This window comes from Shewanella sp. 125m-1 (assembly GCF_052977065.1).
The window spans coordinates 1-12,675 of sequence record NZ_JBRILT010000010.1 but is presented as its reverse complement, the minus strand read 5'-3'; the positions used below and the strand labels follow the sequence as shown (position 1 = coordinate 12,675).

Annotated in this window: 14 protein-coding genes; 10 read left to right on the top strand and 4 right to left on the bottom strand. The window is 44.8% G+C overall.

All coding sequences use genetic code 11. The annotated features are described in order from the left end of the window. Positions 1–16: 16 nt before the first annotated feature. From lptC to ACVBIK_RS06790, 4 genes are read right to left on the bottom strand one after another with little or no spacing between them, the layout of a single operon-like run. Positions 17–574, bottom strand: a complete 558-nt coding sequence (gene lptC / locus ACVBIK_RS06805) for an LPS export ABC transporter periplasmic protein LptC (protein WP_447159636.1) — start codon at positions 572–574, stop codon at positions 17–19. Next, on the bottom strand, positions 571–1,122 hold the full coding sequence (kdsC, locus tag ACVBIK_RS06800; protein ID WP_447159635.1) for a 3-deoxy-manno-octulosonate-8-phosphatase KdsC: 552 nt from the start codon (positions 1,120–1,122) through the stop codon (positions 571–573). The genes lptC and kdsC overlap by 4 nt, the downstream gene beginning before the upstream one ends. Position 1,123: 1 nt before the next feature. Beyond that, entirely contained in the window at positions 1,124–2,101 is a 978-nt protein-coding gene (locus ACVBIK_RS06795) for a KpsF/GutQ family sugar-phosphate isomerase (protein WP_447159634.1), read from the bottom strand. Between the two features lie 46 nt (positions 2,102–2,147). Further along, complete coding sequence (locus tag ACVBIK_RS06790; protein ID WP_447169346.1) at positions 2,148–3,107, bottom strand: calcium/sodium antiporter; 960 nt, start codon at positions 3,105–3,107, stop codon at positions 2,148–2,150. Between the two features lie 174 nt (positions 3,108–3,281). Between ACVBIK_RS06790 and ACVBIK_RS06785 the strand changes: the two genes are divergently transcribed. From ACVBIK_RS06785 to ACVBIK_RS06740, 10 genes are all read left to right on the top strand, one after another. Then, positions 3,282–4,094 (top strand): ATP-binding cassette domain-containing protein, encoded by an 813-nt coding sequence (locus tag ACVBIK_RS06785; RefSeq protein WP_447159632.1) that lies wholly within the window; start codon positions 3,282–3,284, stop codon positions 4,092–4,094. Next, positions 4,081–4,866, top strand: a complete 786-nt coding sequence (gene mlaE / locus ACVBIK_RS06780) for a lipid asymmetry maintenance ABC transporter permease subunit MlaE (protein ID WP_447159631.1) — start codon at positions 4,081–4,083, stop codon at positions 4,864–4,866. The genes ACVBIK_RS06785 and mlaE overlap by 14 nt, the downstream gene beginning before the upstream one ends. A 75-nt stretch (positions 4,867–4,941) precedes the next feature. Continuing rightward, on the top strand, positions 4,942–5,412 hold the full coding sequence (gene mlaD, locus ACVBIK_RS06775; RefSeq protein WP_447159630.1) for an outer membrane lipid asymmetry maintenance protein MlaD: 471 nt from the start codon (positions 4,942–4,944) through the stop codon (positions 5,410–5,412). A 29-nt stretch (positions 5,413–5,441) separates the two neighbouring features. After that, positions 5,442–6,110 (top strand): MlaC/ttg2D family ABC transporter substrate-binding protein, encoded by a 669-nt coding sequence (locus tag ACVBIK_RS06770; protein ID WP_447159629.1) that lies wholly within the window; start codon positions 5,442–5,444, stop codon positions 6,108–6,110. Beyond that, positions 6,110–6,403, top strand: coding sequence for an STAS domain-containing protein (locus tag ACVBIK_RS06765; protein ID WP_447159628.1), 294 nt, complete (start codon positions 6,110–6,112; stop codon positions 6,401–6,403). The genes ACVBIK_RS06770 and ACVBIK_RS06765 overlap by 1 nt, the downstream gene beginning before the upstream one ends. 13 nt (positions 6,404–6,416) lie before the next feature. Beyond that, on the top strand, positions 6,417–6,668 hold the full coding sequence (locus tag ACVBIK_RS06760; RefSeq protein WP_447159627.1) for a BolA family protein: 252 nt from the start codon (positions 6,417–6,419) through the stop codon (positions 6,666–6,668). 21 nt (positions 6,669–6,689) lie between these two features. Continuing rightward, positions 6,690–7,952: a UDP-N-acetylglucosamine 1-carboxyvinyltransferase gene (murA, locus tag ACVBIK_RS06755; protein WP_447169345.1), complete on the top strand. Its 1,263-nt coding sequence runs from the start codon at positions 6,690–6,692 to the stop codon at positions 7,950–7,952. 317 nt (positions 7,953–8,269) lie between these two features. After that, positions 8,270–9,490 carry a sensor histidine kinase gene (locus tag ACVBIK_RS06750; protein ID WP_447169344.1) on the top strand — a complete coding sequence of 407 codons (1,221 nt, stop codon included), beginning with the start codon at positions 8,270–8,272 and terminating at the stop codon, positions 9,488–9,490. Further along, entirely contained in the window at positions 9,487–10,125 is a 639-nt protein-coding gene (locus ACVBIK_RS06745; protein ID WP_447169343.1) for a response regulator, read from the top strand. The genes ACVBIK_RS06750 and ACVBIK_RS06745 overlap by 4 nt, the downstream gene beginning before the upstream one ends. 190 nt (positions 10,126–10,315) lie before the next feature. Beyond that, complete coding sequence (locus tag ACVBIK_RS06740) at positions 10,316–11,986, top strand: Ig-like domain-containing protein (RefSeq protein WP_447169342.1); 1,671 nt, start codon at positions 10,316–10,318, stop codon at positions 11,984–11,986. The last annotated feature ends 689 nt before the right edge of the window (positions 11,987–12,675 follow it).

Genomic DNA, 12,675 nt, shown 5'->3' with positions numbered 1-12,675 from the left:
GTTCAATATGTTGGCGTTACTGAGCTTCGTAGATACCTTCTACTTGGCTGATTAGTTTTACGCTCTGGGCATTCAGGTCGGCATATAAGCCTACACCTTGAATGACGAATTCGTTGCCAGTGACGTGGATAATTTCATCTGACGTCATGATCATAGTATTCAAATCAAGATCTAAATAGCTGGTGCTTAACGTCTGTATCGGCTCTTCTGGGCTAATCGAGTCGATAATAACATTGTTTTCTAGCGTTACCTTGCCAGTGACTTTATTCAGGCTGCCTTTATCACTTTTAAGTCGCCATTCGGCTAGGCCATCATCAGGGTAAATGAGATAAACAGGCTCAGTAAAATAGGTCATATTGACGCTATCAAAGTGTTCCATGTGTTTCGCTGTTACTTCGCTATTGATGAAGCCTAACTCGTTATATTCGATGCTACGTAGATCATCGATAATATAGTCGGGTCGCTGACTTGTATCGATATTCAGCTCCTGCTCGCTTTTTTTAGACTGAACTTGCCAATAGAGCAAAAGTGCAGTGCCAAAAAGTGCGATTATCGCAAGGGTGACGCGGTTCATATACTCATCCCATGAGCTGAGTCAAACTTGTCTTGGCTTAATAGTAGTAAATCAGTGAGTTCGCGTAGGGCGCCGTGGCCGCCTTTAATATGGGTGGTCATTTTTGCATGTTGTTTTACATATGGGTGACCATCGGCCACACAAACGGAAAGACCAACCTGCTGCATAACGGGCAAGTCCACCATGTCATCACCAATATAAGCGACCTCTTCAGGGCTAACATTATAAAGTGATAGCAGTTCATTATAGGGGGCTAACTTGTTATCGACACCTTGGTAGATGTGGGTAACGCCTAGAGCGGTAAACCTGTCTTCAACGATTTGTGATTTACGACCGGTGATAATCGCCACTTGGATGCCACTAGATAATACTGAGCGTACGCCATATCCATCACGAGTATGGAATGTTTTAAGTTCTTCACCGCTGTTGCTCATATAGACTAGGCCGTCGGAAAACACGCCATCAACATCGCAAATGAGTAGTTTTATCTTGCTGGCTGCTTGCCAGACTACATCGCTAATAGGGCCGTATAAACCTTGCTTGGACATATTAAATTACTCCTGCTTTGACCATATCTAGCATGTTTAATGCGCCAACAGGCTGTTGTTTGTCGTTAATCACGATTAAACCATTAATACTCTTAGTATCCATGACTTTTAATGCTTCTGCTGCAAGCACGTTATCGGTAATGGTGACGCAGCCTTTAGTCATCACCTCTGCGATAGGAGTAGTGCGTAAATTGACTTCAGCGTCGATAACCCGGCGTAGGTCACCATCGGTGAAAATACCGACTAAGGTGTTGCTGGCATCAACAACCGCTGTCATGCCTAAGCCTTTTTTAGAGATCTCGTACAGCGCCTCAGTAATACAGATATCATTTTGCACACTTGGTAACTCACAGCCCTTATGCATGACATCACTGACTTTAAGTAGCAATTTTCGCCCTAGGCTACCGCCGGGGTGAGACAGTGCAAAGTCATCTTGAGTAAAGCCGCGCGCTTGCAATAACGCAACCGCTAGGGCATCGCCCATGACTAATGTTGCTGTGGTGCTCGACGTTGGTGCAAGCCCAAGTGGGCAAGCTTCTTCTGGTACTTCAATGCAAAGGTGCAGTTGCGCCAGCTTCGCCATATTAGAATCTGGCTTACCCGTGACAGAGATCATTGGCAGCCCCATGCGCTTAATGACTGGCATTAAGGTTAAGATCTCACTCGACTCACCTGAATTTGAAATCGCAAGTACGATATCGTTCTCACTCAATACGCCTAAGTCGCCATGGCTAGCTTCACCGGGGTGCACAAAAAATGCAGGTGTACCTGTGCTGGCTAGTGTGGCTGAAATCTTGTTGCCAATGTGTCCTGATTTGCCCATGCCCATCACGATAACTTTACCTGTGCATTGCAATATTAATTGGCAAGCTTGGGCAAATTCTGAAGAGTCAATGTACTGATACAGATTATCGAGTGCTTGTTTCTCGATATCGATGACCTTAGTACCCCATTGGCGTAGTTGATTTGCATCTACCATTTCTTGGTCTCTCTTTAAATTGCTGCTTAACGTATCGCACCCATTGCTAAGATAGGAAGAGTAATGCCTGGTATGCGATAAATGTAATAAGTAATACTACGCCATGCCATGGTTTTAGCTGTCTGGCGCGTCCAGATAATAAGATCAGTATTGCAAGTGCGCTGCTTGTTGCAAGCACCATATAAAAATCACGGGTACTCGCCGCTGCATCAACAGCGCCAGGCGCTATAATGCCAGGTATAGCAAGTACCGCTAGAATATTGAATAAGTTTGAACCAACTATGTTACCGATCGCAAGGTCATCTTCCTTTTTTAAGACGCCTGCCACACAAGCGGCGAGTTCAGGCAGGCTTGTGCCGACGGCAATAATGGTTAATCCGATTACTAAATCAGATAGATGGTAGGCTTTTGCTATGCCAACGGCACCTTGCACCATCCAGTCAGCTGATAATGGTAACAATACCATACCAACCACAAGCCATAAAATAGCCTTACGTGTTGGCACATCCGCAGGCACTTCGCTTTCTGCTTCAACGGCTAATGCATCTTTGTCTTTACTATTTAAGCCATGCCAGATTAGGTAACCCATTAAAGCGATAAATAGCACTAATAAGCTAATGCCTTCGATACGGGTTAAAAAACCATCGTAAAGAAAGTAACCTACAATCACTGTAGCGACTAGCATCATTGGGATTTCACGTTTGAGTGTCTGTGAGCTCACCGAAATTGCGCCGAGCAAAGCGGTGATCCCCAAAATTAAAGTGATGTTAGCGATGTTAGAACCTAGTACGTTACCAATTGCGGTATCAGTCATGCCTTCGAGTGATGCGGTCGCCGCAACGAACATTTCAGGAGCCGAACTCCCCATAGCGACAATCGTTAAACCAATAAGCATTGGCGGTAAACCAAGGTTACGAGCAAAGGCTGCTGCACCGTAAACAAACTTATCGGCACTCCAAACAAGGGCGCCTAAGCCTGCGACTAACATAAAAATATTAAATAACATCGATTCTTAGTATTTTGGGGTATAGCCGCGTATTTTCGCTGTAATTGAAGAAAAATGAAAGTATTGAGGTGAGATAGTCTTGATTTGGTTGTGCCTCTTTAGTCAATTACGTACAATTTCTCCCTTTCCGGTACGGAAAACGGAAGTTTCCATTATTAGATGCAGGGTGCTTGCATGACTGAAATCCCCAAAACATTGGTTGAAACTCAAGGTATGACCTTTAGCCGCGGCGAACGTGTCATTTTTCAAGATGTCAGCCTGTCGATACCTCAGGGTAAAGTTACCGCGATCATGGGCCCAAGCGGTATCGGAAAAACCACACTACTTAAGCTTATTGGTGGGCAGTTAACCCCTGATAGCGGAACAGTAAAATTCGATGGCGTAGACGTACATAAGTGCAGCCGCAGTGAACTGTTTGCTCTGCGTAAACGTATGAGTATGCTGTTTCAAAGTGGTGCGCTGTTTACCGACATGAATGTATTCGATAATGTTGCTTTTGCACTAAGAGAGCATTCAGGTCTACCAGAAGAGATTATTCGCCGAATCGTATTGATGAAACTCGAAGCCGTAGGGCTTAGAGGCGCCGCGCAGATGATGCCGACAGAGCTGTCCGGTGGTATGCAGCGCCGAGCAGCATTAGCACGCGCAATTGCATTAGAACCTGAGATGGTGCTTTACGATGAGCCATTTGCGGGGCAAGATCCGATCTCTATGGGAGTGCTGGTTAAGCTTATTCGTGAGCTGTCAGATGCACTCAATCTCACTTCTGTTGTGGTATCTCATGATGTGGTAGAAGTGCTTGGCATTGCAGATTACGTCTATGTGTTGGCAGACAAGCGCATTATTGCTCACGGTACACCAGAAGAGCTGCGTTTGGCCGATAATCCGCAATTAAAGCAATTTATTGGCGGCGAACCCGACGGCCCGGTGCCGTTTCACTATCCTGCAGAAGATTATAAGAAGGAACTACTCCGTGAGCTTGATTGATCAAATTGCGCGATTAGGTAAGTCTGCAATTGAGTTAGTGGTAGGGCTTGGACAAGCCGGCTTAATGCTATGGGGCGCAATTGCACATCGCCCAAGATTTCGAAAAGGCACCCCATTACTGCTAAAGCAGTTGTATGTTGTGGGCGTGCAGTCGATGGTGATTATCTTGGTTTCGGGTCTGTTTATCGGCATGGTACTCGCGCTGCAGGGCTATAATATTCTTGTGGGCTTTGGCACTGAAGAAAGTCTTGGGCCGATGGTGGCTTTGAGCTTATTAAGGGAGTTAGGCCCGGTAGTGACTGCGCTACTGTTTGCTGGCCGAGCAGGTTCGGCGCTAACGGCAGAGCTTGGTCTAATGAAGAGTACCGAACAGTTGGCGAGTCTAGAAATGATGGCTATCGACCCGCTTAGGCAAATTATTGCACCACGTTTTTGGGCGGGAGTGATCAGTTTGCCATTGCTAGCCTTGATGTTTACTGCTGTAGGGATCTATGGTGGCCACATAGTTGGTGTGGAGTGGAAGGGCATTGATAGTGGTAGTTTTTGGTCGATATTGCAGGCGTCAGTTGAGTGGCGACAAGACATTGTTAACTGCATTATCAAGAGCTTTTTATTTGCGGTGGTGGTGACATGGATTGCACTTTATCGTGGCTATCATGTTATCCCTAATCCTGAAGGGATTAGCCGTGCAACGACGCAGACGGTAGTTCAATCGAGCCTAGCAGTTTTAGCATTGGACTTTTTGCTGACAGCGATGATGTTTGGCCAGTAATTTTTACGGTGACGCAGGAAGCTTCCACGTCGTTAATTATTGTTTAGATTTATTGAATAGAGTGGTAAATGAGTTATGTTGACAAGGAAAATTGAGATTCTAGTCGGTCTATTTTTATTGTCCGGGTTGGCAGCCTTTTTAGTATTGGTGTTTAACGTTGCCAACGTCGAGGTCAAATCGGGCGATAGCAGTTATACGCTGTACGCCAAGTTTAGTAATATTGGTGGTCTTAAGGTACGCTCTCCCGTTAAAGTGGGTGGCGTGGTGGTTGGTCGTGTGAGCGAAATCAATCTTGACCCTGAGAAGTTGGTGCCAGTAGTCAGCATCGCCATGGATAAGCGTTATCAGTATTTTCCAGAAACCAGCACCTTATCTATTTTAACCTCAGGCCTGTTAGGTGAGCAGTTTTTAGGGCTAACGCCAGGGTTTATGGACGACGATATTGAATTGTTAGCCGATGGCGACAGTATTGAGGACACCCACTCAGCACTAGTATTAGAAGACTTGATTGGTCAGTTGCTGTATAGCATGGGTTCAAAGGATTAACCTTCGGTAAGCTATTGGAGTATACGAATATGTTTAAAAGTATTTATCGCAGCATTATGTTCGTCTTGATGGCGGTGTGTAGTCTAGGTGCGCAGGCTGCAGACGCAGTGGCAAGTGCTGATATCGACCAAACCAATCCTTTTACTATGGTTGAAGAGGTCGCAAATAAGACCTTTGCGCGTTTTCATCAAGATGAAAAGCTGATTGCCTCAGATCCGGATCATTTAAAAGTGATTGTGACGGAAGAGTTGATGCCGTATATCGACTATAAATACGCATCTTATAAGGTGTTAGGCCAGTATTTACGTGAGACGAGCAAAGATCAACGTGACCGTTTTGTTGAGGCATTTCGAGACTATTTGGTTTCAACCTATGCGCAAGCGTTTACTGAATATACCGACCAAACTGTAGAATATGGTAGAGCTGAAGATTTTGCCGATGAAAAGTTTGTCAGTGTTAATGTGCAAGTTGTTGAACAAGGCCGCCCTCCAATTAAGTTGCAGTTTAAAGCGCGTCGCTTAAAAAACGGTACATGGAAAGCGTTTGACTTAGTTGCTGAAGGGGTAAGCTTGTTATCATCGAAGCAATCAGAGATTACTAACCTTGTTCGCCAACAAGGTATTGAGTCAGTGATAACCATGCTCAAAGAACGCACTGCTGAGCGCATTGACTTAAACGCCAAAGAGAAACAGAGTTAGTGGCAAGTTTTAAGCAGCAAGGGATTAACTGTGCAGTATCGGGTCGATTAGATCAAGATGCGGTACGTAGTCTATGGAATAGCCGCAATAGTATTTTAGCGCCTGAGACTGCATTTTTGCAGCTTTCTGGCATTGAGTATTGTGACAGCGCCGGGGTGGCATTTTTACTTGAGTTCGTCAGTATATTTGCCGCCAAAGGTGCAAGCCTTAAGTTAGTCTCGCCTTCAGAGCAGCTTAAGAAATTTATTATATTATACGATTTAAACGACTTCTTTATTGAAGAAGCTAAGTAAGGTGAATAGTTCCATGGAATGCAAAGAAATTGAAACCATCCTTTTAGACGCGCTTTCTTTAGAGGAAGTTAAAGTGACCCAAGAAGGGACACACTACAAGATTGTTGCTGTAGGTGAGTGCTTTGACGGCATGGGACGAGTGAAACAACAACAGACAATTTACGGCCCATTAATGGCCCGCATTACTAGCGGTGAGTTACACGCTATTACGATTAATGCATTCACGCCAACACAATGGAAGCGTGAAAAAGTTTTTAATATGTAATCGCGGATTTAGAGAGTTAAAGTGGATAAATTAAAAATAGAAGCAAGTGGTGCACTTGCTGGAAACGTGGTTATCTCAGGTGCTAAAAACGCTGCCTTGCCAATCTTAATGGCGGGCGTGCTGGCCGAGACAGACTTCAATGTTTCTAACGTACCAAATCTAAGAGATGTGAACACAAGCTGCGAATTGCTTCGCTGCTTAGGTGCTGAAGTGACTCGCTCTGGCACAGATAAAGTGTGTATCTCAACAACCAATCTAAATGAGTTTTGCGCGCCGTATGAGTTAGTAAAAACCATGCGTGCATCGATTCTTATTTTGGGCCCTTTACTTGCACGATACGGCACTGCCGATGTGTCTTTGCCTGGTGGCTGCGCCATCGGTGCGCGCCCAGTTAACTTGCATTTGCAAGGTCTTGAGCAGATGGGCGCACAGATTGAAGTGCAAGAGGGCTACATTAAGGCTCGTGTTGATGGCCGCCTAAAAGGCGCGCATATCTTTATGGATATGATTAGCGTTGGCGCGACAGAAAACTTGCTAATGGCAGCATCATTGGCCGATGGTGAAACCATTATCGAAAACGCTGCCCGTGAGCCTGAAGTGGTCGATCTGGCAAACTGCTTGATTGCTATGGGTGCTAAAATTGAAGGTGCGGGTACCGATACCGTGCGTATTCAAGGTGTTGAATCGCTAAAAGGCTGTGATTACAAAGTCATGCCAGATCGCATTGAAACCGGTAGTTTCCTGGTTGCTGCGGCTGTGACCCGTGGCAAAATCCGTTGTACTAAAACGGATCCTAAGTCACTTGAAGCGGTTTTGGCAAAGCTTGAAGATGCAGGCGCAAACATCACCACAGGTGATGACTGGATTGAGTTAGATATGCAGGGCAAGCGCCCTAAAGCTGTCAATATCAAAACAGTGGCGTACCCAGGTTTCCCTACTGATATGCAAGCGCAGTTCTGTGTGTTAAACGCACTCGCTGAAGGCACGTCAACCATTACCGAAACGATTTTTGAAAATCGCTTTATGCATGTTCCTGAGTTAAGCCGTATGGGCGCAACGATGGAGCTTGAAGGCAATACGTGTATTATTCATGGTATTGAAAAGCTTAATGGTGCTCAGGTGATGGCAACGGATCTACGTGCGTCAGCAAGCTTAGTGATTGCAGGCCTTGTGGCTGAAGGAACCACTATCGTCGATCGTATTTACCACTTAGATCGTGGTTACGAGCATATTGAAGACAAATTTAAGGGATTGGGCGGACACGTCGAGCGCGTTAAGTCTTAAGATAAATCCTGGTGCAACAAAGAAGCCACTTAAGTTTTTTACTTAAGTGGCTTTTTATTTTTTGAACTCACGCAACTTACAACCTGACGAAACAAGAAGCAGATCAAATCATACTTAATAGGTAGGTGCTAAGGTGTACCCATGCCTGTTTTTGTCACGTTTAATATTTATCTTTTCTACGGCCTCGTTTTTTCTCGATGGGCTGCGCCGTCCTGTTTCGTAACTTTCGTTATAGTCAGCTAAAAATTGCCCCCACATTATGGGCGCTAGCGGTTTTTGGGTTTTCCCATGCGTTTCATGAATGGTCAGAGCTTTACGTGCTCATTTTTTCCGATGATATCGCACCTGAATATCGCCTACTGACACAATGGCTCTGCTTGGTAAAGCTATTTTTATCCTACGCGGCCTTGATGGTATTTGCTTGGTTGATATTAACCATTAGCAATAAACGCCTTGCTTATATCGGACATGGACTGATTATCGCCTTGTTGCTTAGTTACGGTTATTTAGTGATCCCTGACTTGCACCACCTCTCAGTGAACAAAACCGGGTTTGAAGAAGCGAGCCGCTATACGCGTAGCTTGATCGGGTTTGGTTCTGCGGCTTTAGCGGGTATTGGTATGATGGTTTATGGCAACAGTTTGCGTCAAGATGAGCATGGTTATGGTCAGTACTTTGCTCTTTGTGGTGTTGGGTTAATGATCTACGGAGTGCTATCAGGTTTGGTGCCCACGGATTATCATCATAGCGTACCTGTGTTAAGAACCTTAGCCGGTGGTCTTATCTTAATTGCACTGTTTAAGGCGCTTAAAGTCTTTGATGTAGAAAAAGAGCAAGCCACAGAAGCAAAACTTAAGCGAGCTATTGAAGCTGATAAGTACAAGGCGATTGGTCAGTTGGCCATGGGGGTTGCCCATGAAATTAATAACCCGCTAGCCTCATCGACATTAGCGCTCGATCTTTGGGAGCGAAAACACCCACAAAGATCAGAGTCTGAAGCCAATTACTTAAGCCGCGTCCGCCTAGGGATTGAAAGAGCCTCTTCAATTAGTAAAGAGTTACTCAGTTATGCGAGGCCTGCTTCGGGCAAGCGTAGTTTTATCGCCATTAACAATGTACTCGATTCGGCCGTAAAGTTACTGGCACACCGCACTAAGCAGCATCACATTGAGCTTGAATGCAGTGCGAGTATCATTTTATATGCAGAAAAAATTAAGCTCGAAGAGCTGTTTATTAATTTGCTTTGCAATGCCATTGACGCCTCTCATCCCCATAGCGCTATTCTTATAAAAGCCACTCAAGATGATGAGAAGGTCCATATTTCAGTTGAAGATTCGGGTAACGGCATGACTCCTGAGCAACTGTCTCGCGCAACAGAACTGTTCTACTCCAGCAAGGCAATAGGGCAAGGTACGGGTTTAGGTTTAGCGATTTGCGAGCAAATCGTGTCTCTACATAATGGGAAAATGCATATTGTGAGCAGTAAAGAACAAGGCACACGAGTTGAACTCACTTTTTATCGGGGGCACCATTCATGACCGCAATTTTACTGGCTGAAGACGATATTGAACTGAGCGAAAATATAGTTGAAATTCTAGAGTTAGAAGGGTTTTCCGTTACAGCAGTGACGAGTGCTGAAGCAGCGATTGAGGCGAGTGATAGGCAGCACTTCGATATTGCATTGATGGACTTGTTGATGTCTGGTATGACAGGGGTTGAAGCAATTTCTAATTTGCGTCAAAACCAGCCTTTAATCGCAGTAATAATTATCACAGCCTATGCGACTGTCGATACCGCTGTGGATGCCATGAAAAAGGGCGCAGACAGTGTGATGACTAACCCCTTTAAAAGCCATGAGCTGATCGTAACGATAAGACGAAGTCTAGCCGAGAAGCAACTATTTAAGAGTCGTAGCGATCTTGATCCAGATTTAGTTTACAGCGCGCTGGCAAACCCTTACCGGCGTAAAGCACTTAAAGTGTTAGCTGCCCATAAAGGGGTTAAATTTATGGATCTTTGCCGCTTAGTTGAAATTGAGGACCATACTAAGTTTAATTTCCACCTACGCCAGTTAAAGAAGGCTGGGCTTGTTACGCAAAATGAGAACAAGATCTACATTCTGACCAATGCTGGTCAATTTGTGATAACAAATCACAACATTTCTCATGGTTAAAATATCTTATTAAACAATGCTCTAGTCGGTAGTTGATAACTATAGTTCACAACTCTTTGGTAGCAGTGAACTCTAGTTGTCTATCTCTTTAGTAGTAACTCTTCAATACTTGAAACATGTCCAAAGAGGCATATCAATCGCCATTCCCTGCAACGTTGGCGATGTGAATAGCAATGTTGAGGATGAACTTATGAACACAACAATTCCATGTAAAAAACTATTACTCGCGAGCATGATAACCATGTTGGTTGCTTGTGGTAGTGATAACGATAATGAAAACTTACCCGTTGAGAATACTCCCCCTGTCGCTGTGGCCGATATTGCCAATGTGTTGGCAACTGAGGTTGTTACAATTGATGTGCTTGCCAATGATACCGATGCCGATGGTGATAGCTTAACTATTGTTTCTGTTGACTCTGATAGTGCCGTGATAAAAGGCGGTAAGGTTGACTTCACGGCTGGCTCTGAAGCGGGCGAAGTGAAGTTTAACTATACAATAACCGACGGCACTGATGAAGCATCTGCTGTGGTGACTGTGACTGTTGAGGCGCAACCTGAGCCTGAGCCGCTAACTTATGTTGGCAGCGCGGCATGTGCGGGATGTCATAGTGGTAAATATGAGACCTTTAGTAAAACAGGTCATAATTTTAAGATCCAAAAAATTGCTAACGGTGAGCAACCTGCTTTCCCCTATACTCCTGAGGAGTCGATTACAGGAGCTATTAACTTACTTCAATTTGCAGGCCCTGATGCTGACGGCACAACGAACAACGCCTTAGGTGCACCAACAAGCTATGACGATGTTACTTATGTCGTCGGTGGTTACCATTGGAAGATGCGCTGGTTAGATGCCGATGGTTATATCGTTACTGGTACCAATGTGCAGTACAACATACGTAACGCAGAGGGTGAGCTTAATATCCCCGATAACCACCTTAATGACCCCGATGTGATGGGTAACTATAAAACGGGTGATATGAACTACCAATACAAGTGTGGTAATTGTCATACTACTGGTTGGAAACGCACTACCGAAGGAGATGATGTTCGTAATCTAGAACGTCAAGATGACCTACCAGGTATGGGCGGCACATTTGCTGAGCAAGGTATTCAGTGTGAATCTTGTCATGGCGCGGGTAGTGAACATATCGCTGCACCATCAAAAGATAATATCACTAAGATAGTTATGGCCCGCACTACGGAAGACTTCTTAGCTGAAGATATGGCTTTTGGTAAAGCGGTTACTTGTGCTGAGTGTCATACTCGTGATGGTGAGAAAGATTATCCAACTTTTGTCAGTGCTTATAACGTTGCCTTCCCTGACGGTAGCAAGGTGGGTGGCCGTATTATTGCGAAAGGTGGATTAGCGCAGCATCACCAAACTGGCGATGAAATGCTAGGTGTGGTTCCTGAGGATCATGGTACTTACAAAGCGGGCGAAGAGATTGGTCCTAAGAAAGATATGACTTGTAGCACTTGTCATGACTCTCACAAATCAACGGTCAATCAAGACAGCGCTGATGGTTTACACACTGGTGCAGTGAAAGAGTGTACCACTTGTCATGATAAAGAGTTTGCTGAAAACACTTGGGCTGCTGGGCCGCATAAAGCCGCTGAGTGTACGGATTGTCATATGCCAAAGCTTGCCAAGAGCGCCGTCACTCATTTAGGTGAAGATGGCACAACAGTATTTGGTGATGTGAAGTCTCACTTGTTCACTATTGACCTTGACCCCGCTGCGAAGCAGTTCACCGAAGATGGCAAGTTCCAAATGCCATGGTCTACCGCACAATACTCTTGTGGTGAGTGTCATGCAGACTATACACAGAGGGCTGAGGCGTTACCTAAAATCCATAAATAACAATAAGCTCATCATCATTATTTAGTCCCTCCCGGCAAGCCACGCTAAGCTATTTAGCGTGGCTTTTTCTGTGGGGATTTCGCTGAGTAACACACCGCGAGAGTGAATAAGGTTTAATCTGAAACAGATGAGCGGTTGCCTACAGTTTGTTAGGCTGAGATTTAGGGAAAGTAGAAAAGGAGAACATCATAGTTTTATGGATGAGACTCGCTATCTTAGCCGGGTTAATTTGCGCAGCGATAGGGTGTTATGTGGCGGGAATGGCAAAAGGTGTAACAGGCTTCGTTATTTTAGGCGTGCTATCTGAATTGGCATTTTGGGTTGGTCTGTTCAAACAAAATAGCAGGTTCTAGGAGAGGCTAAGAAAGATCCTCGGTTCTAGGAAAGCAGGAAAAGCCAAGAAGGTAAAGCCAAGAAGGTAAAGCCAAGAAGGTAAAGCCAAGAAGGTAAAGCCAAGAAGGTAAAGCCAAGAAGGTAAAGCTAAGGCGGTAAAGGCCAATTGGGTTGAGACTGTTAAAGCTGGTACAAGAGCAAGTCGATTCAGCAAGAGAATAAGCATTAAATGAAAAAGGCAAAACAGCTGATGCTGTTTTGCCTTTTCGCGTTTTATGTTTTGCTAGAACCTAGAACCTAGAACCTAGAACCTAGAACCTAGAACCTAGAACCTAGAACCTAGAACCTAGAACCTA

Coding starts and splice junctions, on each gene's coding strand:
- lptC (WP_447159636.1), bottom strand. CDS start 574: ATGAACCGCGTCACCCTTGCGATAATCGCACTTTTTGGCACTGCACTT.
- kdsC (WP_447159635.1), bottom strand. CDS start 1,122: ATGTCCAAGCAAGGTTTATACGGCCCTATTAGCGATGTAGTCTGGCAA.
- ACVBIK_RS06745 (WP_447169343.1), top strand. CDS start 9,487: ATGACCGCAATTTTACTGGCTGAAGACGATATTGAACTGAGCGAAAAT.
- mlaD (WP_447159630.1), top strand. CDS start 4,942: ATGTTGACAAGGAAAATTGAGATTCTAGTCGGTCTATTTTTATTGTCC.
- ACVBIK_RS06790 (WP_447169346.1), bottom strand. CDS start 3,107: ATGTTATTTAATATTTTTATGTTAGTCGCAGGCTTAGGCGCCCTTGTT.
- ACVBIK_RS06785 (WP_447159632.1), top strand. CDS start 3,282: ATGACTGAAATCCCCAAAACATTGGTTGAAACTCAAGGTATGACCTTT.
- ACVBIK_RS06770 (WP_447159629.1), top strand. CDS start 5,442: ATGTTTAAAAGTATTTATCGCAGCATTATGTTCGTCTTGATGGCGGTG.
- ACVBIK_RS06760 (WP_447159627.1), top strand. CDS start 6,417: ATGGAATGCAAAGAAATTGAAACCATCCTTTTAGACGCGCTTTCTTTA.
- ACVBIK_RS06795 (WP_447159634.1), bottom strand. CDS start 2,101: ATGGTAGATGCAAATCAACTACGCCAATGGGGTACTAAGGTCATCGAT.
- ACVBIK_RS06740 (WP_447169342.1), top strand. CDS start 10,316: ATGAACACAACAATTCCATGTAAAAAACTATTACTCGCGAGCATGATA.